The sequence below is a fragment of the Enterococcus sp. 6D12_DIV0197 genome (assembly GCF_002174385.1).
Taxonomy (GTDB): domain Bacteria; phylum Bacillota; class Bacilli; order Lactobacillales; family Enterococcaceae; genus Enterococcus_D; species Enterococcus_D casseliflavus.
The window spans coordinates 2,266,919-2,290,221 of sequence record NZ_NIBN01000001.1 but is presented as its reverse complement, the minus strand read 5'-3'; the positions used below and the strand labels follow the sequence as shown (position 1 = coordinate 2,290,221).

Sequence of the window (23,303 nt, the reverse complement as noted above, 5' to 3'; positions counted from 1 at the left end):
CACTAGTAGTGAAGTATTTTTAGGAGGGATCATATGACTGACGATGCCAAAAAAGAACAAAAATTTGTTCAAGATCAAGACGTTGTTTCAGTTTCAACGAATGAAGAAGTATCCTTTGGCGATATCAAACAAGTAGCCTCGAAAAATATCGGTCAGATGCTGCAAGACCTGCAAGATTTTGAAGTAGCGATCGAAAAAGAGGATATTCCTGAAATTTATCGTATATATAATGGTCGATTGCATAAACAGCTAAAAGAAACATCAAATCAAAATCATGAGATTGACGAATTACTATCAAGAAAGTTCCATGATAACTTCACCCAAACATTTCCTTTCATGATGCATTGTGCCAAAATATCTCCTACCGTGCATTACTATAAGTTAGGGACCTATTATCATGAGCGAGCGACGATTGGTATCGATGCGAGCATTCCAGAAATTTTTGTTATCCCTGAGATAGACGAAGAATGGGAGAAGTTTCAACGAGGCGATCGTGAGATGCTGACAGCCATCGAACAACAAATGGATAAGCTGGAAGCCAAACGGATCACTGCCCTATCAGAAGTAAAGGAAATCCAAAATCAGATCGATAAGCTTACGGCATCTGTAAATGAATTGAGTGAGTCAAAGGGCTTTTTCAATCGGACAAAAATCGATGAAGAACTAGAGCAGTTGACTTCTGAGCGAAAAGCATTAGAAGCCAAACGTCGGGAATGGGAAAGATATTCAAATAATGACGAAGAGGTTTTTGCTGAAAAAGAGCGTCTGCAACAGCAATACCAAACATTGCGCTTAAAGAAAGCAATCGTGGAAAAAGAATTCCGTCAAATTGATACCTTTTTTGGATCATTTGATGAATTTACGGCAAAAATAATGGCTTTCTTAGCTCACTATACTGGAAAGGAGCTGACTGAAGTTGACGAAAGAAACGCAGACGAATCCTGAGGAATCACAGCTGCTGGAGCAGGAACCGACTCTAGAGGTCCAAACAGAAGGGGCTAATGAAGTCGAGGAAAACGTATCAACAAATGCGACGGACTTAGTGAATGACGGTCCTTTAGTAGAAGATAGTGGAAATGTAGTGGATGATTCTTTTGATTCAGCAAAAGAAGAAACTGACTACGAAGATGATTATTATGCTGTAAAAGCGCAAGATCACCAACGAATCGAATCGCTTATTGAGCAAGCCGAAAACGAACTAGCTGATTTAAAATTGAGAAAATCAATTATGGAAGCTGATTTTTCTGGATTGCTTGCTCATTACCGCCAGTTGATTTTAACAGATCAAGATATTTCGGTGATCGCCAAAAAGACATTGCTTGAATACTATGCCTATGAATTCTTGAAACCATTAAAAACGATTCATTTAACTGCTACTGATAACTATGACACATGGAAGACAAAGCATTTCAATGTCCGTTTTCGTTTAACAGAAACAAAGGAGCTCGAGTTTAGTTTCAAACTTAATCCAGTCAATTCTACGTATCAATCTAATTATTTGCCATTGTTGACTATCAATTCAAACTCCCAGTCGGTGGTTGTCAATGATGAACAGATTTTGCATTTAATCAGTCAATGGCATGCGGAGAATATTTTCTCGGTCAATCAGCTTTCGCTCTTTAATTATGATGTCAACTTGGTATTGGCGCATTTAAAAGAATTAGGCTTTACGGTTTCACCAAGCTTGATCGACAATACCCAAACATTGGCTGTCGATATGGAGACGGACTTTGCTGTTGCAGCAGAAGTTCTCGATCAAATTTTCATTATTACAATGGAGAATCAGCAATATGATTTTATCACAGAAAACAAAGGCGAAATTCTTGTTTTACTTGATAAAAATCAACGATTGACGATCCATTTGTATACAGAGTCCACTTTACTAACGATTGATTCAGATCAATGGAAGCGATCCTTATTAGATTTCTTCACAAGCTATCCATTTTTGGTTCCGCTTGTCGTGGAAGGTGAAGAATAAATGTTCTAAATTCATTAAAAGTGCTAGAATGGTTTTTATAACTATTCAGCACTTTTTTTGGAAGGAGCAGTATGATGAAAAACAAAGCACTAGGTTTTTATGAAGGACGATCTTTAGATGAGTCAAATGTATTTATTGAAAAGGAAATTCCGATACCCAATTGCCAAGCAAATGATTTATTGGTGGAAGTACAGGCAGTTTCGGTCAATCCAATCGATACAAAAAGACGGCAGATGACTGCTTTAAGTGAAGCGTTCCAGATCCAAGGGTATGACGCCGTTGGGATCGTTAAAGAAATCGGCTCAGCAGTTAATGGCTTTGCCGTTGGTGATCGGGTGTTTTATGCTGGAACCACACAACGACCTGGTGCGAATCAAAGGTTCCAAACAGTTGATTCTCGGATCGCAGCAAAGGCACCAGCCGGCTTTTCTGATGGCGATCTTGCAGCTATGCCATTAACGAGTATTACAGCGTGGGAATTGCTTTTTGAAAAATTTGGGTACGTGCCTGAAGAAAACGCGAATGAAGGATCGATTTTATTGGTCAATGCCAGCGGTGGTGTTGGCTCAATTGCGGCGCAACTAGCAAAATGGGCAGGATTGACAGTCTATGGCACTGCGAGTCCTAAGAACGATCAGTGGCTTAAAAACAATCAAGTGGATCAAGTACTTAATCATCGCTTGCCGTTAGCTGAACAAATCACTGAGCCTTTTTCAGCCGTTGCAATTTTTTATGACGCCTCGGCCTATTTGCCACAATTAACGAAAGCAATCTTGCCGTTTGGCAAAGTCGGAATGATCGTGAATACGAAAGAAGCGCTAGATTTAAATCCATATAAAAACCTCGGCATCGATTTTTATTGGGAGTATATGTTCGCAAAAACAGATGCTCAGTTGATGATTGAAACACAAGGGAGCATTTTGCAACGGATCGCCTCGTTACTCGCTGACAAAAAGATCCATACGACTGCGGTCCAAACGTTTGATGGAGGAATTACCATCGAGACCTTAAAGCTCGCTACAAAAGCGGTTGAGCAAGGAACAAAAGGAAAGACAGTGATCACTGGAGGCGTCCGCTAGATGGAAGAAGAGGAAGCGATGCTGTTTTGGGATGAATTTGCCCAAGAATATGCACAGATTCAAAGAGAATCCCAATTGAAAATTGCCGAAGAGGTAGCAGCTTTTTTGGTGGAGCAGAAAGTGTTCCCGATATCGGCCTTCGTTGACTTTGCTGCGGGGACTGGCCGCTACATTTCAGCATTTTATCCTTATGTAGATGAGTATTACGCAATTGATTTTTCAAAAGAAATGTTAAAAATCATTGAAGAAACGACGGAAGATCCGATGAACAAGCTCCATCTGGTTCAGCAGAGCCAAAAAGACTTTTTATCTGCAGACCAGCACTGGCCCTGTATTTTTATGGCAATGAATCCAGCAGTCAGAGACAAAGAAGCATTGCTTCAGTTTCAAAAAAAGGCCCATCAATTGATTATTCTAAGAATGATCGCAGAAGAAGAAAACGTGTTTCAGCCTTATGAAAAAAATCTTTCAGCGAAGAATGACCTGAACTTAAACACTTGGTACAAGAAGTGGTTTTCAGAAGAAGCGATCGATTGGCAGAGTCGGCAATTCGAGTATATTTTGAAGGAAGAGATCGATCAAGAAATATTTCATCTTTATTTTGAGGAGGAGTATTCATTGGAACAACGGCAACAAATGGTTCAACATGTCTTTGGTGAGGCATTGACTGTCGAAAGCCAAACGAAAATCACCTTTGAGCTTCTCTTAGCCTAAGTAAAATCACACAATGGGTATCGAAAAAACGAGATTCTGACATAAGATCAAGAAACAGGTACAGGAGCTAGGCTTCTTTTGGCTGCTGACTGGAAACATCTTATGCTGGAATCTCGTTTTACAGTGAATTTGCTACAATAGAAGGTATACGATGCTGCCTAATAACAGTAAAAAAATGATGTTGACGATAAAAAACAGCTTTTGAAACGTTCTCGCTTCTTTTGGTCTGGCTTGTTTCAATAATTTGTACCCAATCAAATTCGCCAAAGAAGCAATCAATGTACCCAAACCACCAACATTGACGCCCAAAAGAACGGCTTTTTCTAAATCGGTAAAAGGAGCAATCAAAATTGCTGCTGGAACGTTAGATATTCCTTGGGAGAGTAAAATACTACCTAAAAAAGCGCGATGCGTTTCTTGAAAATACGGTCGAATGTGATCGGTGACCAGAGATAGGTCTTGAATATTCCCGACGATCAAGAAGAAGCAGAGAAAGGTAAGTAGTAATCGATAATCAACTTTTGCAAATAATCGTTTATTACTAAACCAAACCACGGCTGCGACGACAAGCACGGCGATTGAAATAGGGAGAACACTAAAAATACCAAGAATCATAAGAACAAATAATCCTGAATTAAGCAGCGCTGGCTTTTTTTCAAAGGGTTCTTCTTGCAGGGCGATTTCCAATGGAGTCTTTGGGATGAGCTGGATCGAAACAAGGAGTAATAGTAATGAAAGTCCCACAAAGGTGCCAGTAGTCCACATGAATTGTGGCAGCGAAATCTGATAGTAAGAAAATAAAAATAGATTTTGCGGATTTCCAAATGGAAACAGGCTGCTTCCTAAATTGGCTGCTACGATCAAATAGACAGCGCCTAATAAGACACTGGTGTGCTGTTGTTCTTTCCTCGTTAAGAGTAAATAGATGGGCAATAAAGTTAAGATAGCCACGTCATTTGTTAAAAACATCGAACTGAAGAAGCTTAGCAAGACGCTTGCGCGGATCAAGTCACGCAGATTGCGACTTTTTTCCACTAATTTTTGTCCAAATGCTCGTAAAAGACCAGCTTCTTCTAACCCATTGATTACTAACATTAATCCAAACAGTGATAAAATCACTTTAAAGTCAATAAACGACCAACGGAAGGTGCCGAAAAAACACGCAATAAGTGCTAGTAGCAGGGAAATCGAAAATAATCGATCCGTTCGAAAAAATGCTAACATTCGTTTTCCCATAGTTCACCACCTTTCTTCTCAAGAATTTTACCATTCCTATGCTTTAGGAACAATAAATAACGCTTTTTCCATCGAACTCAAAGTCATTCAGGCAATTTTTATAGTTGACAAACGACTCATTAATTGGGAAATTAGTATGTGAAAGGTGAAGGAGGTTCAAGAATGAATGTGATGCAGCTGCTTGAAAAAAATCAGCAGGTACATTTTCAAATTTTGGCTGTTTTTTTTCAGAATGGCTCAGAAGTCTCTTATAAAAAACTTGCAAAAACGTTATCCATTTCCGCGCCCACTTTGCAAAAAGAACTTCAAAATCTTCATCAAAATTTAGCTGCTTTCCATGAAGACGCAGCTTTGATCTATTCAGAAAATGATCAAGTGCAATTGGTATTGCCTCTTGATTTTTCCCTGAAGCAATTTTTTTATGCGTATCTTTCAGAAGCAATCGATTTTCAGATATTGTCGTATTTGTTTTTTCATCGAGATGAGTCAACGACGAAAATGATGTTAGAACTGATGTTGAGTGAAGCTTCATTGTTTCGTCGATTCAAAGCGATCAATCAGTTATTGAAAGAATTCGACATCCAATTAAAAAATAAAAAATTGATTGGGGATGAAAAACAGATTCGCTTTTTCTATTATCAGTTTTTTTCACAAAGTTATCCCAATGAAGAATTGATCGCTCGCTTGAATGCACCAGCCATCAACAATTTGATTCGAGTCATTGAAAAACAGTTGCAGACAACGTTTAGTCAAGCAGAGCGTTGGAAAGTCGGGCTTTGGTTAGGCATTATGGAAGCCCGTTTTGATTATCGCGGCTCGCAACAGCATGAAGCCTCGTATCCATTGTTGAAGTCATTGGAAAATGAAGCGATGTTCCAGCTTTTGCGGAATATATTAGGGCGCTATCTCAGTCGTTTTGCCGTATCCTGGAGCGATTATGAAACGGTATATTTCTATTTATTTTTATTAGCTGAAGGCTTGATTCGCCCTTCACTGGATGACTCCTTGCAAAAATCACTTTTCTTCCAAGAGATCGATGCGTTAAATGGGGAGCTGCTGCAGGCCATTGGTGATAGTGAAAGAAAGACTACAGAAACTTCTACGGAATTACGCGTCTTCTTGACGAGTGTGACGATCCAAGCGTTGTATATTCATGGCGGCATTATTGCCTTTGCTGAATTTCAGCCGCAAAGTGTTGCGAATGAGAGCTTGATCGAAGTGGCACAGCAAGCAATCGAACAGTTGGAGAAAAACGTAAACCAGTCCTTTTCTCTTGAGAAAAAGCAGCATTTGACCAATGAATTGCTTTTGATCCGTCAATGGATTCAAGTAAAACAGGAAAAAGCATTTACGGTAGGGATTTTACTGACTCAATCACGATTACGCAGTGGCTTTTTACGGCGCTTTTTGATCAAAGAATTGGCTGGCTATCCGAATATTCACTTCGATGGGACGAAGGAGAAGGACTATGATCTATTGATCGTTGATCATTCTGAGATCTCGGAAGGCTATCGTTATAAAAAACGATTGATTTTAACAGGTGGTGCAACCCCATTTGAAGAAGAGCGGCTTCATCAAATCGTGGATGAAATACGAAATGAGAACCTTGAAAGCGAGTTGGAAAAGATATGAGAATAGTGATTATTGGAGGCTCTCATGCAGGAATTGCTGCTGCCCGTCATTTAAAAAAAGTTGACCCAAAAGTCGATGTGATAATTATAGAAAAATCAAGCGTTCTTGGTTATGTTGCCAGCAGTTTGAATTTAGTACTGGAAGGTTACATTCAGCGTTTGGAAGATTCCAAAACGGCAACTGCCAGTGAACTTCTTTCAGAAGGAATCAATGTGATGCTAAACAGTGAAGTCACAAAAATCTTTCCGCAAGAACAAACGGTTCATTTTGTCACATCAACGGAATCTTATCAGCAAGAAGATGAAGTGAGTTATGATGGCTTGATTTTGGCGATGGGATCGAGTACTTTCCGTTCGGAGTTTGCCTCAGATGTCGAAGCACATATAACGACCTACAAAACCATTGGTCAATCAAAGCAAGCATTAGAAAAAATCGAGAATGCCCAAACCGTTGCGATCGTCGGCGCTGGTCTGATCGGGTTTGAATTAGCGGAATCTTTAAGCGGACAACAAAAAGCCGTTCATTTGATCGATCGCATGGATACGCTGTTGTTCCGTTATTTTGATCATGAAATTGCCAAAATTTTGATGGAACGCTTTCCTAAAAATTTGCAGATCTATCTTAACAGCAATGTCGCTCATACGATCAAAAATGAGAAAGGCGATTATCAAGGAATTGAGCTGTCAAATGGAACGAAAATTCAAGCTGACGTGGTCGTTTATGCTGTCAATCCACGTCCAAATGTTGCGCTAGTAGAAGATTTTCTGAAATTAAATCTGGATGGCACGGTATCGACAAATGAGTATTTGCAAACGTCTGACCCAGCGATTTATGCAATTGGGGATCTTGTTTCGATCCCATTTAATCATTCGGATAGCTCCTTGTATATTCCTTTAGTAACAAATGCTTACCGCACCGGGATCGTTGCTGCCACCAATTTATTGGCAAATGAACGGGGAACAACGAAAATTCCTTTTCCAAAAATGCAACGGACCGTCGTCAGTAAATTGTTTGGCTATTTCGTCAGCAGTTCAGGTATTAATGAGACCGAGGCACCGTATTACGGCTTTGAAGTAGATTCAGTGACGCAAACATTTCATTCTCGGACATTTTTCGCGACAGATGAGGATTTTGAAGTAACGTTAAAACTGATTTTTGATCAGCAAACGAAAGTGATCATGGGGGGACAAATCATTACGAGTGATCGTGGAAGTTTGGAGATCATCAATACGATCTCAACCTTGATCAATAGCAAGACGACCTTGCACCAATTAGCAACAATGGATTACTTTTTCAATCCAACCATCTCATTTCCACTGCACTTTTTGAATCAATTGGCCCTTGATGGCTTGTTAAAGTAAAATAGTAAGTCTTGATAAACCTGCGATGATCGCAGGTTTATTTTTGTGAATTGACGTTAATCGGGAGAAAATAGCGATTGCGCCCATGAAAGGTATCGCGTATTAAAACCAGGTGGGGTTCTGCTGAACTTTGATGCCGACTGGTATCGCTATCTTTTTGATGAAGAAACCCGTAAAAAATATGACGACGCTCGTTTTATGACTGAACGATTTTTGGTAATTGATTGTTATCGGTAGACGAATGTTCCTTGTATGGACACGTTAGCTCATCAGTACCCTTTATCTGAAAAGTTACCCCCAGCTTGGGATGAGCATGTGTTAACTACACAGGGGTTTCAACAGATTGAAACGATTGAACGTGTAAATGATTTGTTATTGAATGAAACTCAGAAGTTGAATCTAGCCTTCTCAAGTATTTATTTGATTAAAGCGATTAAACAGACTTCATTGATAAAAAAGACGTGCTCGCAGTCTTTTATAAGAGAAAAATATCACATAATCCCTTGCCTTCGCAGATTCGTTTTCACTGAAATTGCGTTGGTAAAGGGATTTTTTTTAAAAACTTCTTGTGATTTTAAGTGAAATACGTTACCCTATTAAAGAGAGTGAGAATCATTCTCAATAAGGAGGGGGCGGGGCATGTTGAAAAAAATCGGATTACTGCTGATCTTGATTCTTCTTGTGGGTTGTTCGTTACTGGTAGGTACCCATGAATTATCATTAAGTGGTTTACAGCAGGGTGATCCGAATCATTGGCTTGTTTTGGTAAAAGTTAGGCTCCCACGGACGATCAGTTTGATCATTGCAGGTGGAATCATTAGTTTATGTGGGAAAATCATGCAGCATATGATGCAAAATAAATTTGTGGCATCAGAGTCGATCGGGTTATCTGATAGTGCTCGTTTAGGAATTTTGCTAGTCATGCTTTTTCTGCCAAATGCTTCTAACTTGATTCGGACAACCGCAGCATTTGTGTTTGCTTATGCAGGTGTTTTGTTCTTTTTATTTTTAAGCCAATTTCTACCAAAGAAAGATCCAATGATGCTCCCTTTGACCGGGGTGATGTTCGGTAATATCATCGGTGCCATTAGCAGCTTCTTGGCCTACCGTTTCCAATTGGTTCAAAATGTCTCTTCTTGGCTACAAGGAAATTTCGCTACCATTATGGCTGGCCAGTATGAACTTTTGTATTTGACGATTCCAGTATTCGGTCTGTTGTATTTCCTAGCTTATGAGATCACGATTGCTGGTTTAGGAGAAAGTGCCGCCAAGAGTCTGGGGATCAATTATCTGTATTTACGCTTTGCTGTGTTCGCTCTGGTGGCGTTTGCCAGTAGTGTCGTTTTATTGACCGTTGGACAAATCCCTTTTCTGGGGATCGTTATCCCAAATATGATCGGCATGGTCTTTGGGGATCATTTGAAGAATAATCTACTGTTGATCAGCTTTGCTGGAAGTGCATTTTTACTTTTATGTGATGTATTGGCACGCATCGTGATTGCTCCGTATGAGATGCCCGTAAGTGTGGTTGCCGGTGTACTAGGTGGTTGCTGCTTCTTGATTTTGCTGCTGGGGAGGAAGTTTCAATGAAGAAAAAACTCTTTCTTTTGTTCTTTCTGATCCTTTGTGCCGCTACTGCCTATCTGACCTATAACACCTATGGTAATTGGTCATTTGCTTTTGCATTGCGGGGCCGTCGGATCTTCGCCTTTGCTCTGGTGGCGATCGCAATTTCCTTTAGTACGATCACCTTACAGACTGTTACGAGCAATCGCTATTTAACACCAGGAATCTTAGGCTTGGATCAACTATATGTCCTGGTTCAGACCCTGTGTTTCTTTTTTATCGGCGGGATCCAGATGCTAAGCCAAGAAACAGCAGCGATGTTTTTATTCTCTGTCAGTCTGACTGCCATTCTAGGAAGTTTATTGATCGGTTTTTTCTATCAAAAAGCCGTCAACGGATTGTTTTTGTTGTTGATGGCTGGAATGGTATGCGGCACGATGTTCAGTAGTCTGAGCACGTTTTTGCAAGTCTTGATGGACCCGAATGAATATGATTTACTGCAAGGACGCTTATTTGCTAGCTTTGGCAATATCAATACGCAACATCTCTTAATTGCTGCTGTGATCATTTTGATCGGTAGTAGCTGCCTGATTCTGTTGATTCCAGAATTGAATCTATTACATTTAGGAAGCGGGCAAGCTAAAAGTCTAGGCGTTCCTGTTCAATGGCTTCATAGAGGTATTTTATTTTTGATTGCGCTTTTGACAGGTACCGCTACGGCACTCGTAGGTCCAGCTGTTTTTCTCGGCTTTGTAGTGGCAACGATCACCTATCAGCTTTTTCCCACCTATCGCCATGGGTGGTTGTTTGCGGGTGGCAGCCTGATTGGTTTTCTCCTGTTAGTAGGAGGGCAGTTCTTAGTGGAACAAGTGTTTCAATGGCAAACGACCATTGGTACGGTGATTCAATTATTAGGTGGCGTCTTCTTTATAAGCAAATTGCTGCTGGAAAGGAAAAAATCATGATTGAAACAAAAAACGTATCCAAAAATTATGCGAAAACACAGGTGTTGACCGAGTGTTCTTTAGCATTGCCTGAGCAGAAAATGATTGCCTTTATCGGGCCTAATGGTGCGGGAAAAAGCACCTTACTCTCCCTGGTCAGTCGGATGCTGGACCAAAGAACTGGTGATATTTATTTGGATGGAACTGAGATTCGCCAATGGAAATCCAAAGAGCTAGCCAAAAAAATGGCTTTTTTGCAGCAAAGCAATCGCTATGCAGTCAATCTGACTGTAAGAGAACTGGTGGCATTTGGTCGCTATCCGTATAACCGCGGGCGACAATCGGCAGCGGATGATAGGATCATTGATGATTCTTTGGCTAAGCTATCCCTTTCCGAATACGCCAATCAATCGATTCATGAGCTTTCTGGTGGTCAGCTACAACGAGTTTACTTGGCGATGATCTTGGCTCAAGATACAGATTATCTGCTGTTGGACGAACCGTTAAACAATCTAGATTTGAAGCACGCCAACCAGCTGATGAAGCTATTGACCACCTTGGTGGAAGACTATCAAAAAACCGTTGTGATCGTCTTGCACGACATTAATTTTGCCGCTCGCTACGCCGATCACATCGTTGCCATGAAAGACGGTCAGATTTTTAAAGCGGCCGACACTGAGGCTGTGATCCAGGAGCAAGTGTTGGCATCGTTATATGAGATTCCAATCAAACTGGTACAAGTGGATGGTCGGCAATTTTGCTATACCTTCCAATAAAATGTATTTCTAAGGAGGAAAAAAATGAAAAAAATTGTAGTAAGCTTTATGAGTATTTTCGTAATAGCTGTGTTGACCGCATGCGGATCAAATAATACTGGTACAATCGAATCGACAGGGACACAGCAAAGCCAAACTGCTCAGAGTGAACAGACACCGACAGAGGTTGAAATCACTGATAGTAATGGAACCGTTACTGTTCCTTATGCACCAGAAAAAGTGGTGGTTTTTGACAATAGTGCCTTAGACACGATGGATGCGCTTGGCCTTGGGGATCGAATCGTTGCTGCTGCGACCAGCAATTTACCAGATTATTTATCAGCGTATGCAGATGTTGAATCAGCAGGGGGAATCAAAGAGCCTGATTTAGAAAAAATCAATCAACTGCAGCCAGACCTAATCATTATTTCTGGGCGACAACGTGATTTCCAAGAGGAATTGTCTGCAATCGCGCCAACCGTTTTCTTAAGCGTTGACAATAGTGATACTTGGGCATCGATCGAAGCCAACATTACGACCATTGGTCAAATTTTTGGTAAGGAAGAGGAAGCGCAAGAACAACTAGCATCGTTACAAGGTCAGATCGATACCTTGAAGGAGCAAGCGCAAAATGCTGACGAGAAAGCCTTGGTTGTTATGGTAAATGAAGGCAATCTTTCTGCTTTTGGGCCAGGTTCTCGTTACAGTATCTTGTATGATACGTTTGGTTTCCCTGCAGTAGATGAGGAATTAGAGGCGTCGACACATGGACAAAGTATTTCTTATGAGTACTTGCTTGAGAAAAATCCTGATATCATTTTCGTGATCGACCGGACAAAAGCGATCGGCGGCAATGAAAGTGAAAGTGAATTTGTTGCAAATGAAATCGTCCAAGAAACAAATGCTGGGCAAAACGATCAAGTCATTGAATTGGATGCTGCGGTTTGGTATTTAGCAGGTTCAGGCTTGGAGTCGATTCAACTAATGATGGACGATGTCAAACCAGCCATTGAATAAATAGGTGAGAAAAGCAATCAAGTAATTAGGACACGCGTATCAGTTTACTGAGAATGCGTGTCCCTTTTTATTTTCCTATTTTCTAAGACCTACGACTGATTTTTGAAAACTTTCCCTGCTTTACTTTACCTGTCGTAGTAATTGTTTTATAATTAGTACGACAGATGAAGTAATTTAGGAGGCGATTGCGTGATCTCGAGTGACGGAATTCGCGGCTATAACGACGCAATCATTTTATCCATTCTTTCCAATGAAGATTCTTATGGATATGAAATATCCAAGCGTATTCGCGAAGGAACAGATTCTTTATATGTGATCAAAGAAACGACGTTGTATTCCGCTTTTACTCGGTTAGAAAAACAAGGATTGATCCGCTCATATCCTGGAGAAGTGACGCATGGCAAAAAGCGGACGTATTACCAGATAACTGCAGACGGAAGAGCAAGCCTTACGGAGAAAATATTGGAGTGGCAGCAGACAAAGATCGTCGTTGACCAGTTCTTACAAGGAGGAGACAAATGAAAACCATTCATGACTATCTAGACAGCTTATTTTTATCAGTACCCATCACACCGGAAACCAAAAAGGCGAAAGAAGACCTCTTAGCGATTATGGAAGACCACTACTTAGAACTGATTCACCAAGGGAAAAGCGAGCATGAAGCCATCGGTGCAGTAATCAGTGAGTTTGGTTCCGTAGATGAGCTGTTGCAAGAGTTAAATGTTTCAAAAGAAGAAGCGCCGATTGATGATTGGTCCGATGCCATCACAGAAGACGATGCGTTTGATTATTGGGGAACTGTGCGACACTTTGCTTTCTCGTTATCTATAGGAATCGGTTTTTGTATCGCATCCCTAGCAGCCTTGATGCTCTTTGTTAGTATATATGCTGAGACCTTTGGAATAATGGTGATGTTTCTTTTTATCGCCATCGGGGTCGGTTTTATTATCTCTAGCAGCTTGCACTTTTCCGGTGCTCGTAAACAGTTGGATGATCGTCCAATAAAAAGGGATGCCAAACGAGAAGCCGCTCAGCAACTCGCAAATTATGAAAAAAGTTTTCGGATTGGTCTTGTTTTAGGAATTGGTGCCTGTATTTTATCAATTGCGCCTGTACTTTTAAGTGAAGTGTTTTATTATTCTGTTGAGTTTGGGATTTCCTTGTTTTTCTTGACGGTTGCAGCAGGTGTGTTCTTTATTATTTATGTAAGTATTATCCGTACAGGCTTTGCGAAGCTGGCAACTGAGACGTATTTTATTCGCGACGAAGACCATCCTGGGGATCGAGCAACACGTCATAAATATGGCGAATCCGCTGGTAGAGTTACCTTTTTTCGAACAGTCTACTGGCCAGTGATTTTGGTCGTTTACATGCTTTGGTCCTTCATGTTTCATGCATGGGCTTACTCTTGGGTCATTTTTGTTATTGGTGGTGTCTTAGAGGACTACTTTATCGGACATACGAAAGCTAAAAAATAAGAGACACTTCAATCGAGAGTGCTTTCTTTACTTTTAAAAAAAGGAAGATTATAATACGCCTTGTAACTGAACCAATCAAAAAAGAACAGCGAGAAATATGGTTCTCTCAATGCTTTTTAAAAGTTCAGAATACAAGAAAAGAGGCAATGAATATGTTAGAAATTCATTATCTGAAAAATGGCAGCAAAGAAATAGCAACAGTCGAATCTCCGGAGCGCTTTCTCGCAAGTCAATACTTGGAAGTTCCACCTTTTCAAGACCATTACCCAGTCGAAGAAGTTTTTTTAGACGGTAAGCGGATTACATTGAGGGATCGAACGATCAGTGGATTGTTCAACTATTTAAATACTAAATAAAAAATTGCCTTTTTCTATGGCTCACTTTACTTGGTGAGGAATCATAGGAAGAGGCAATCTTTTTTATTTAATTGAGAATGAGGGGTGTAATTGAGAATCTAACAAGTAGGGAATTAAAATGGAAACGATTAGTCAAACTTACAATTATACTCTATTTGTATTGGATAGGAAATAAATATGCTCATTTCTGAGGAGGATAACATTTTTTTTGACTATTTCTGAATAAACTATTGCTTTTTATAGTTAGATATACTAATAATTAATAGAGATTATTCTCAAATAATTATTCTAATTGGAGGAAATGATATGTCATTAATTGGAAAAGAGATTGGTTCATTCGAAGCGAAAGCTTACCACAATGGAAAATTTATCGATGTTTCATCAGAAGATTTTAAAGGAAAATGGAACGTTGTTTGTTTTTACCCTGCAGATTTCTCATTTGTTTGTCCGACAGAGCTTGAAGATTTGCAAGATCAATATGCATCATTAAAAGAATTAGGCGCAGAAGTTTATTCTGTGTCAACAGATACTCATTACACTCATAAAGCATGGCATGATCATTCTGATGCCATCAATAAAATCGAATATATCATGATTGCAGATCCTTCTCATGTGATCTCAGAGATCTTTGATGTACTAGATGAAGCTTCTGGGTTGTCTCAACGTGGAACATTCATCATCGATCCAGATGGCGTAGTCCAAACAGTTGAGATCAATGCGGACGGTATCGGTCGTGATGCTAGTGGCTTGATCGATAAAATCCGTGCTGCACAATATGTCCGTACTCATCCAGGTGAAGTATGTCCTGCAAAATGGAAAGAAGGCGAAGAAACTTTAACGCCAAGCTTAGACCTTGTAGGCAAGATTTAGGAGGCTCTCATGGCATTAGATAAGGCAATCAAAGACCAACTGACGCAGTATCTCGCGATGCTAGAATCAGAGGTTGTTTTTGCGGCAACTTTAGGTGAGGATGATTCTTCCACAAAAGTACGTGAATTCTTAGAAGAAATCGCAGAAATGTCGCCAAAAATCACTATCCAAGCTGTAGCAAGTGAACGGACACCAAGCTTTTCGATCAATCGTCCCGGTGAAGAAAGCGGCATCGCTTTTGCTGGTTTACCGTTAGGACATGAGTTCACTTCGTTTATTTTAGCGTTGCTTCAAGTAAGCGGTCGTCCGCCGAAAATTGACGAAGCACTTCAAAAGCGCATCAAAGCGATCGATAAGCCATTACATTTTGAAACCTATGTCAGTTTGACCTGCCATAACTGTCCTGATGTTGTTCAAGCGTTAAATATCATGGCAGTGCTAAATCCTTCCATCAGTCACACCATGATCGAAGGTGGGATGTTCAAAGAAGAAATTGACAAGAAAAAAATTATGGCTGTGCCAACCGTCTTTTTAGACGGTGAAGAATTTGCAAGCGGCCGTCAAACGATCGAACAGTTGTTGGAAAAAGCAGCTGGTCCGACGAGTAAAGATGACTTTGCTGAAAAAGAGCTTTTCGATGTGTTAGTTGTCGGTGGCGGACCTGCAGGCGGAAGCGCAGCGATTTATGCAGCGCGTAAAGGCATCAATACTGGGATGGTCGTCGAAACAATGGGTGGACAAGTAATGGAAACCCTGGGGATCGAAAACATGATCGGTACTCCTTATACCGAAGGACCAAAATTAATGCGTCAGGTAGAAGAGCACATCAACGAATACAATGTAGACGTGATGAAAGGGCAGCGTGCGAAAGATATTCGTCGCAATGATGTCATCGAAGTTGAATTAGAAAATGGTGCAGTATTAAAAACCAAAACGGCCATTTTAGCAACTGGCGCTCGCTGGCGTAACATCAATGTTCCAGGAGAAAAAGAATTCAAAAATAAAGGTGTTGCCTATTGTCCACATTGTGACGGCCCGTTATTTGCTGGGAAAGAGGTTGCTGTCATTGGCGGCGGAAACTCTGGGATCGAAGCAGCGATCGATTTAGCTGGCATGGCAAAACACGTCTATGTTCTTGAATTTTTACCGGAACTAAAAGCGGACCTTGTGCTACAAAACCGTTTGAACACGTTAGAAAATGTGTCTGTTATTACGAATGCGGCAACGAAGGAAATTGCTGGATCCGATCATGTCGAACAATTGACCTACGTTGATCGTGAAACGAATGGCGAATTCACATTAGCTGTTGAGGGTGTCTTCATCCTGATTGGCTTGATGCCGAATACCGAATGGTTAAAAGATCGCATCGTTTTAAACGAACGCAATGAGATCATCGTAGACAAACACGGCGCAACCAATATTGAAGGGGTCTTTGCAGCAGGGGATTGTACCGATAGTGTATACAAACAGATCATCACTTCAATGGGTTCAGGTGCCACTGCGGCATTAGGTGCCTTTGATTACCTGATTCGCTCGTAAGCGCCTTGCATCATTTAAAATCAAAAAACGTCTCAGGGGCTTCTAGGAGCTGCTGAGCGTTTTTTCTTTTTGTAAGGGCAGTTTGGGTCCAGTTGACAGAAGGACAGCTTCTATATTACAATGAAAAAAACTCGTTCAAAAAAGAAAGAGGTATATTGATGAGTGTCGTAGGTATCTAATCAGCCAATTAAAACAAATAAGCAAAAACAGACTGTTTATTTGTTGTGCCTGTAGATACCGATAAAAATCGTTATTGATGAATCAGGTGATGGGAGACTATCGCTTTTTTTGTACACTTTTTTGGACGGGGATCTGATCGGAATCCTCAGGCACAAGAAAGGATAACTCATGAAGATACCTCAAGCAACTGAATTTGAACAAATTAAAGAACAAGTAAGTAAAAAAATAATCAGCGATTACGGCAAAGCGCGCTTTGCGAATGAAAAACCAGCAGCGACGATCCACTCTGCCCAAAAACGAGTGACAGAGACCACTGAAGCGATGGCACTATTAGCTGCTGGTCGTCAAGTGCCTTTTATGGGGCTGCAGCATGTCTTACACCATACGGAGAAAATTGAAAAAGGGTTTGTTTTGGAACCACAGGAGCTTATCGAATATGGAGACTTTTTACGGTCTTTTCGAATCATCCGTCAATTGTTCGAAAAGAATCAATCGATTGCCCCAAGATTACATCAATATGCACAAGGGTTAGAAGACTTTTCTGAAATCGCCGAAATGATTTTCCAAAAGATTCGCAATGGTCAGGTTGATAGTAATGCCAGCCGAGAATTGCGGAAAATTCGCGGTACGATCGAAAAAAATGAAGCTGATCTGAAAAAAGTTTTTGCAAAGTTTTTTAAGGAAAGTCGCTATTTACAAGAAAATCGTGTCATCAAAAAGAACGACCGATATACGTTACCTGTGCGTGCTGAATTTCAACAGCAATTTAACGGAACGATCATCGAACGTTCCAATAAACGAGCGACTGTCTTTATTGAACCGGAGGCAGCTGCCCGTTTAAATGATCGATTGATCTTGGCGAAAGCAGAAGAAACAGCCGCTCAATACCAAGTGTTGTCAGAGTTGACAGGAGCGATCGCCGAACAAATGAACGCCGTGTTTGCCTGTCTTGACATTTTAGTTGTGCTGGATATTATTTTTGCTCGGGGAAAATATTGTCGAGAAATCAATGGGCAGGCGATAACTATGACTGAGGAAGAAGTTTTGCTTTTTGATCAAGTCCGTCATCCTTTGCTGGGGAGTGATGCGGTTCCTCTTTCTTTAAAACTTGGCGAAGAAAACCGCTGCATGGTCATCACGGGTCCAAATGCTGGAGGCAAGACCGTCGTCTTAAAAACCGTTGGACTTGTTTGCGCCATGGCTCATTATGGCTTATTTCCAGCACACAATGGCAAAAGCACTGTTCCGTTTTTAAAAAGTCTTTGGATGGATATTGGCGATCAACAAAGTCTGGAAAATTCTTTAAGTACCTTCTCTGGACACATGTCGAACATTGCTCAGATTATGAAGAATGCTACCCGACACAGTATTGTTTTATTGGATGAAATCGGCAGCGGCACTGAGCCCAATGAAGGGGCTGCTTTGGCGATCGCCATCATGGAATCCATCTATCGCTCAGGAGCTTTAATGATCGCAACAACGCATTATGGTGAAATCAAGCAGTTTGCCGTCGATCATCAAGATTTCGAAACAGCGGCAATGGCTTTTGATGCCAAAACCTTGACACCAAAATATCGTTTGCTGACGAATGCAGTCGGTGATAGTAATGCGTTTTGGATTGCCGAAAAGATGGCGATCCCCGCTGACGTAGTCCAAACAGCAAAGGAATATTTAAAGCATAAAACCTATTCTTTTGAGAAGCAGCCTTTTGAAAAGGGGAAGAAACACCCCCCTCAACAAGAAGCCAAGATAGATCTTATTTTTCAAAAAGGAGACTTGGTCTTTTCAACAGAACATAACCAGCGCGGGCTTTTTTATGAGTATTTGGAACAAGGACAAGCGAAAATTTCAATAGAGAAACAATTTTTTGTCGTTGCCGCTCGTCGCTTGCAACTCCTCACAAAGCGAGAGGTGCTCTATCCCGCAGGTTATGATCTTGATCAGCTATTCGTTGAGTTTGCGCAGCGCAAGTTTACTCGAGATATTGAACGGGGATCTAAAAAAGCGCAGAAGCAGTTACGAAAAGCAGCGCAAGAACGGCAAACCAATCGACCCGTGGATTGATAGATTAAGAAAACTTTCAATCGATAGACCAAAATCAAGCAAGCAGTCCTTTTTCAGCACCTAGAAAAAGGACTGCTTTTTTTAAATGTTCGTTTTTTTAATAACGTCCTTTATCGATGCTGTTCCTTTGTTTGGATGATTATTTTGGTTGTTTTTTCTTTATAGAGCAGAAAATATTCGAAATATCTAAATTCCTGTCTCTTATACACATCTAGATGTGTATAAGAGACAGTGTTAGGTGAGGCTCCTATACAAACACAAGCTATTGCGCAGAAACGTCGAAAGACGCCAATGTGTAAAACAGGAATTGTCGGATTAAGGCTTTTCATAAAATAGCTAAGAGAGCAAATGACTTTCTTTACGTTGTATAGTGCTAAAACTCGGACGATGAGATTGCTGCTAAAGTCTGACGTCCTAAGAGAAGTGAGACTTTTTTGCTTTTCTTTCTGATGGATGACGAAGCTCATAGAGCAAAATAACTGGTACCGTCTGAACACCTACTCCAAGGCAAGAGGAGTGGAAGCAATGATAGAAAAAAAGAAGATCGATTGGCTGCTGATCATAGCTTATTTGCTATTGAGCCTTATCGGTCTTTTAATGATTTATAGTGCAAGTTCATACCGTTTATTAACGAGAGATCAACCACCAGCGTCGCTATTTATCCGTCAATTGGTCTTTTTGTTACTTAGCTGGGTTCTTTTATTCATTATTCAGCGGACGCGAAGAGAGATTTTGCTTAGCAAATACTTAGCGATCGGTCTGCTAGCATTTGGGATCTTTACCTTGCTCTTAGCTCGTTTGCCCTTTTTCGGTGTCTCTGTTAATGGGGCACAACGCTGGGTCTCGATCGCAGGGATTCAATTTCAACCATCAGAGATTGTGAATGTAGGGATGGTCTTGTACCTTGCTCATTACTTTCAAACTGCAAAAACCACCTTGCAGGAAATGAAACGTCCGCTTTTCGTTTTGTTTTTGTGCTGTGTGTTGATCCTGTTTCAACCGAAAATAGCCGGTGTGATGATTTTGCTTTTTTTAGCATTTGTCATGATAACTACGGTACAAGTCCCCGTGAAGCTGACGGCTCTTTTATTTGGTGGCTTAGTGATCAGTCTATTCTTGGCTGCCCTGTTGATCATGTTTTTAGGCGACAATGATTTATTGCCTCATATTTTTATGCACGTATATAACCGAATTCGCCTAGTAGGTGATCCATTCTCCGACCCTTACAATCAGGGGTTCCAAATGATCCATTCTTACTATGCTTTATTTAATGGCGGGCTTACTGGTCTCGGTTTAGGAAACAGTATTACGAAAAAAGGCTTTTTACCAGTTGCGGAAACCGATTTTATTTTTTCCGTTTTAGTAGAAGAGCTTGGCTTGCTTTTCGGGATTTTTGTTATTGGCTTATTATTCGTAATCATCTTACGTTTATTTATTCGTTCCGCAGCTATTGAAAACCCTCAGATTGGGTTGATATTGCTAGGAACAAGTACATTACTTTTGTTGCAAACAAGTATCAATATAGCCAGTATTTTAGGGTTGATGCCGATGACGGGGGTACCGTTACCATTTATCAGCTATGGTGGCTCCAGTTACTTTATTCTTTCATTTGCCTTTAGTATGTGCCTGAAATTAGAGCGAGAGGAGGGCAAACGAAATGAAGTTCCTCAAACGACATGATGCAAACTATGCCTTGCTGCTACCCGTTTTTCTGCTTTTTTTGCTAAGCATTTGGGTACAACATCAAGCTTCTGTAATGGATGGCAATGATCCTTCTGGAATCGTTTTTCGACAGATCGTTTTTTGTGTTCTATCCGCCATCGCGCTCTTCGTTACAAGTTTGATCCCAACCAATTTGCTCTTACGCTTTTCGGGTCTTTTGTATGTATTGGCGCTAGGTTTGATGGCTTCTCTTCATTGGTTCTACGATCAAACGATGTTTGAGCAGACTTCTACCAAACGCTGGATCAGAATCGGCGACTTTACAATTCAGCCCTCAGAGTTTATGAAAGTGGCCTTTATGCTTTTTATGGTCTATCTCACCTTAGTATATGAAAAACGAAAAGCCGAACGGACCATTAAATCTGATTTGATCTACGTCACTAAGATCTTGCTTTATAGTATACCGACATTTCTATTGATGTTTATGCAACGGGACTTTGGTACGAGTTTAGTGTTTATTGTGATGTTAGGGGCTTTATTTATTATCTCGGGTGTTCATTGGAAAATTTTGACCGTAGTGATCGGTTTGATCGCAGCCCTCGGCGCTATTTTATTGCTGCTCGTGTTTACGGAATGGGGCAATCGTGTCTTGTTTCGACTTCATTTCTCGCAGTATCAATTAGACCGAGTGCGAGCTTGGGCAGATCCCCTAGCGTACCAAGACTCTATCGCGTTCCAACAAGTTCGCAGTATGTGGGCGATTGGCTCAGGAGGCTTATTGGGAGCGCCTGAAACCCATACGACAGTGTACGTGCCGGTTCGTGAATCAGATATGATTTTTACAGTTATTGGTGAAACCTATGGCTTTTTAGGAAGTACCTTAGTGATCTTCTTGTATTTTTATCTCATCTATCAAATCATCTTCGCAGCGTTAAAAACGAATAACAAGGCGTCGGTCTATATCGCCATCACGTACGTTTTTGGCTTAGTCTTTCAGATCTTTGAAAATATCGGAGCGGCGATTGGGTTGCTGCCATTAACGGGAATTCCTCTGCCATTCTTAAGCCAAGGAGGAACCTCGTTGATTGCGATCAGTATTGCGATGGGAATTATTTTCGGGTTAGAAAAATTCCCGACTAAAGCGAAGAAACGATCGTACGCATTAAAAGAAAGTAGGGGATTAACATGAGCAAGACAGCAAAACAAGGGGTGATAGGTGGACTGCTTTGTAGCTGTTTCGCATGGTTGTTTTTCCTTGTAGCATTAGAGCCGCAGTGGTTCCAAACGCTTGATACCCTGTTTTCCCACGTGCCTCAATGGCGGACGGCTACAGTAGAAGCGATTTTTGTTCCGCTTGCTAGCACGGCAACGATCGTCCCGATAGCGGCTATTCATTTTCTATTGGCAGCAATTTTGTTTCTTCGAAAGAAACGGATCGAGAGTTTTTGGTTGATGGGAAATATGATCATAATCAGTGGTGTTGGCCAAGTGATCAAGAAATTCGTTGATCGCCCAAGACCGGAGTTTGCTGACAGTATGGAACGGGCGTCCGCCAGTTTTCCAAGTGGCCATACACTATTAGCGACCACGCTAATTATTTCTCTCCTCTTTTTCTTCGCACAAACAGCGCCTGGCAAAAGAGGCAAACGTCCTATTAGCCAAAAACTAGCTATGTTTTTGGGATTGGTTTATTTACTGCTTATTATGATGAGCCGCTTGCTATTTGGGGTTCACTATCCTAGTGACTTGTTAGCGAGTATCTTGTTGGCAAGTGGAATCAGTTTTATCACATCTGCTTTTGTATTTTCGTTCAAAAAAAGTGTGCGTAGGGGGAAGTAAAATGAGTACAGCGAAAAAACTGATAATTGTCTTCTTAGTACTGTTGATGGGCATCGTATCCGCCGGAACCGCCTATGCTATTAGGGTGTATTTTCAAGTAGAGGATGTCGTGGAGTCTATCCATCGACCGATCGAAGGGCGAGAAGAGGCGGAGGTTATCGAAAACGCCGAGCCCTTAAGTCTTCTCTTGTTAGGGATCGCCAATGACTCTCGTCGCAAAACGGATTACCGGGCAAACACGATCATGGTAGCGACGTTGAATCCTGCTACACGCAAAACGACCCTCACAAGTATTCCTCGAGATGCTTATGTGGAGATCGTTGGGCAAGGCTATCTGGATAAGATCAATCATGCCCATTCATTCGGTGGCGCAAAAATGATGATCGAAACTGTCGAACAATACTTGGATATACCGATTCATCATTATTTCTCCTTAAACATGGATGGGATGGCAGATCTTGTCGATGCGATTGGTGGAATCACGGTTGAAAATGAGTTTGCTTTTACGGCAGAAAAAATCGATTATCCAGAGGGAACGCTCGAATTAGATGGCTGGGAGGCACTTCAATATACTCGTATGCGCAAAGATGACCCCGAAGGTGACTATGGACGCCAACGTCGTCAGCGAGAAGTGACAGAGATTTTGGCGAATGAATTAGTTTCTCTATCAAGCGTGATGCGGATTCAGGATCTGTTAACGATTATTGGGGAAAATGGTGAAACAGATTTAACGTTTTCTCAGATGAGTCAACTATTCACCCAATATCAATCGGCACTCGTTACTGTCGAATCTTACCAAATGGCGGGTACTGGGTTCACTGGCGATGGCTTTAGAGGTGAATACGGTATCTCTTATCAAGAAGTGTCGCCTGAAGAACAACAAGCGACGAGTCAGCGTTTAAAAAGCGAATTAATGCTTGATTAAGTAAGCCTTGGGTTTAATTAGTAACAACACCACTTCCTCTTTGTTCCTCTAGTAAATCGTGATTAGAGTTGACAGCTGCTTTTCCTCAGGATACTCTTTAGTCAAGCA

Annotated in this window: 21 protein-coding genes and 1 riboswitch; of the genes, 20 read left to right on the top strand and 1 reads right to left on the bottom strand. The window is 41.0% G+C overall.

Annotated features, from left to right (window positions below; genetic code table 11):
• Window positions 1-33: 33 nt before the first annotated feature.
• The 4 genes from A5867_RS10635 to A5867_RS10620 all read left to right on the top strand — a co-directional run bounded on the left by A5867_RS10635 (window position 34) and on the right by A5867_RS10620 (window position 3,771).
• Entirely contained in the window at window positions 34-945 is a 912-nt protein-coding gene (locus A5867_RS10635; RefSeq protein WP_005226241.1) for a hypothetical protein, read from the top strand.
• Window positions 917-1,978 carry a hypothetical protein gene (locus A5867_RS10630; RefSeq protein WP_060793107.1) on the top strand — a complete coding sequence of 354 codons (1,062 nt, stop codon included), beginning with the start codon at window positions 917-919 and terminating at the stop codon, window positions 1,976-1,978. The genes A5867_RS10635 and A5867_RS10630 overlap by 29 nt, the downstream gene beginning before the upstream one ends.
• 71 nt (window positions 1,979-2,049) lie before the next feature.
• Window positions 2,050-3,057: a zinc-binding alcohol dehydrogenase family protein gene (locus tag A5867_RS10625; RefSeq protein WP_034695642.1), complete on the top strand. Its 1,008-nt coding sequence runs from the start codon at window positions 2,050-2,052 to the stop codon at window positions 3,055-3,057.
• Complete coding sequence (locus A5867_RS10620; RefSeq protein ID WP_074933632.1) at window positions 3,058-3,771, top strand: class I SAM-dependent methyltransferase; 714 nt, start codon at window positions 3,058-3,060, stop codon at window positions 3,769-3,771.
• 132 nt (window positions 3,772-3,903) lie between these two features.
• Here A5867_RS10620 and A5867_RS10615 read toward each other — a convergent pair whose 3' ends face one another.
• Complete coding sequence (locus tag A5867_RS10615) at window positions 3,904-5,007, bottom strand: SLC13 family permease (RefSeq protein ID WP_087627567.1); 1,104 nt, start codon at window positions 5,005-5,007, stop codon at window positions 3,904-3,906.
• A 162-nt stretch (window positions 5,008-5,169) separates the two neighbouring features.
• Here A5867_RS10615 and A5867_RS10610 point away from each other — a divergent pair, with 162 nt between their 5' ends.
• The 16 genes from A5867_RS10610 to A5867_RS10525 all read left to right on the top strand — a co-directional run bounded on the left by A5867_RS10610 (window position 5,170) and on the right by A5867_RS10525 (window position 23,195).
• Complete coding sequence (locus tag A5867_RS10610) at window positions 5,170-6,639, top strand: helix-turn-helix domain-containing protein (RefSeq protein WP_010748448.1); 1,470 nt, start codon at window positions 5,170-5,172, stop codon at window positions 6,637-6,639.
• A complete protein-coding gene (locus A5867_RS10605) occupies window positions 6,636-8,000 on the top strand; it encodes an FAD-dependent oxidoreductase (RefSeq protein WP_005226235.1) in 1,365 nt (454 codons plus the stop codon). The genes A5867_RS10610 and A5867_RS10605 overlap by 4 nt, the downstream gene beginning before the upstream one ends.
• 639 nt (window positions 8,001-8,639) lie before the next feature.
• On the top strand, window positions 8,640-9,590 hold the full coding sequence (locus A5867_RS10595) for an iron chelate uptake ABC transporter family permease subunit (protein WP_074933634.1): 951 nt from the start codon (window positions 8,640-8,642) through the stop codon (window positions 9,588-9,590).
• On the top strand, window positions 9,587-10,531 hold the full coding sequence (locus A5867_RS10590) for an iron chelate uptake ABC transporter family permease subunit (RefSeq protein WP_005236195.1): 945 nt from the start codon (window positions 9,587-9,589) through the stop codon (window positions 10,529-10,531). Before A5867_RS10595 ends, A5867_RS10590 begins: the two co-directional genes overlap by 4 nt.
• Entirely contained in the window at window positions 10,528-11,286 is a 759-nt protein-coding gene (locus A5867_RS10585; RefSeq protein ID WP_087627566.1) for an ATP-binding cassette domain-containing protein, read from the top strand. The genes A5867_RS10590 and A5867_RS10585 overlap by 4 nt, the downstream gene beginning before the upstream one ends.
• Before the next feature lie 24 nt (window positions 11,287-11,310).
• Entirely contained in the window at window positions 11,311-12,282 is a 972-nt protein-coding gene (locus tag A5867_RS10580; RefSeq protein ID WP_087627565.1) for a siderophore ABC transporter substrate-binding protein, read from the top strand.
• Window positions 12,283-12,471: 189 nt separating this feature from the next.
• On the top strand, window positions 12,472-12,804 hold the full coding sequence (locus A5867_RS10575) for a PadR family transcriptional regulator (RefSeq protein WP_087627564.1): 333 nt from the start codon (window positions 12,472-12,474) through the stop codon (window positions 12,802-12,804).
• On the top strand, window positions 12,801-13,760 hold the full coding sequence (locus A5867_RS10570) for a permease prefix domain 1-containing protein (RefSeq protein ID WP_074536724.1): 960 nt from the start codon (window positions 12,801-12,803) through the stop codon (window positions 13,758-13,760). Before A5867_RS10575 ends, A5867_RS10570 begins: the two co-directional genes overlap by 4 nt.
• Before the next feature lie 152 nt (window positions 13,761-13,912).
• Entirely contained in the window at window positions 13,913-14,116 is a 204-nt protein-coding gene (locus A5867_RS10565; RefSeq protein WP_010748444.1) for a hypothetical protein, read from the top strand.
• 306 nt (window positions 14,117-14,422) lie between these two features.
• Window positions 14,423-14,986: an alkyl hydroperoxide reductase subunit C gene (gene ahpC, locus A5867_RS10560; RefSeq protein ID WP_005226227.1), complete on the top strand. Its 564-nt coding sequence runs from the start codon at window positions 14,423-14,425 to the stop codon at window positions 14,984-14,986.
• Window positions 14,987-14,995: 9 nt separating this feature from the next.
• Window positions 14,996-16,525 (top strand): alkyl hydroperoxide reductase subunit F, encoded by a 1,530-nt coding sequence (gene ahpF / locus A5867_RS10555; RefSeq protein ID WP_087627563.1) that lies wholly within the window; start codon window positions 14,996-14,998, stop codon window positions 16,523-16,525.
• Between the two features lie 348 nt (window positions 16,526-16,873).
• Entirely contained in the window at window positions 16,874-18,769 is a 1,896-nt protein-coding gene (locus tag A5867_RS10550; RefSeq protein WP_087627562.1) for a mannonate oxidoreductase, read from the top strand.
• A 223-nt stretch (window positions 18,770-18,992) separates the two neighbouring features.
• A riboswitch (M-box (ykoK) riboswitch) is annotated at window positions 18,993-19,171 on the top strand.
• Between the two features lie 123 nt (window positions 19,172-19,294).
• On the top strand, window positions 19,295-20,449 hold the full coding sequence (locus A5867_RS10540; protein WP_034868647.1) for an FtsW/RodA/SpoVE family cell cycle protein: 1,155 nt from the start codon (window positions 19,295-19,297) through the stop codon (window positions 20,447-20,449).
• Window positions 20,427-21,620, top strand: coding sequence for an FtsW/RodA/SpoVE family cell cycle protein (locus A5867_RS10535; RefSeq protein ID WP_087627560.1), 1,194 nt, complete (start codon window positions 20,427-20,429; stop codon window positions 21,618-21,620). The genes A5867_RS10540 and A5867_RS10535 overlap by 23 nt, the downstream gene beginning before the upstream one ends.
• Entirely contained in the window at window positions 21,617-22,270 is a 654-nt protein-coding gene (locus A5867_RS10530; protein WP_074933647.1) for a phosphatase PAP2 family protein, read from the top strand. The genes A5867_RS10535 and A5867_RS10530 overlap by 4 nt, the downstream gene beginning before the upstream one ends.
• A 1-nt stretch (window position 22,271) precedes the next feature.
• Window positions 22,272-23,195, top strand: a complete 924-nt coding sequence (locus tag A5867_RS10525) for an LCP family protein (RefSeq protein WP_087627559.1) — start codon at window positions 22,272-22,274, stop codon at window positions 23,193-23,195.
• Window positions 23,196-23,303 lie beyond the last annotated feature (108 nt).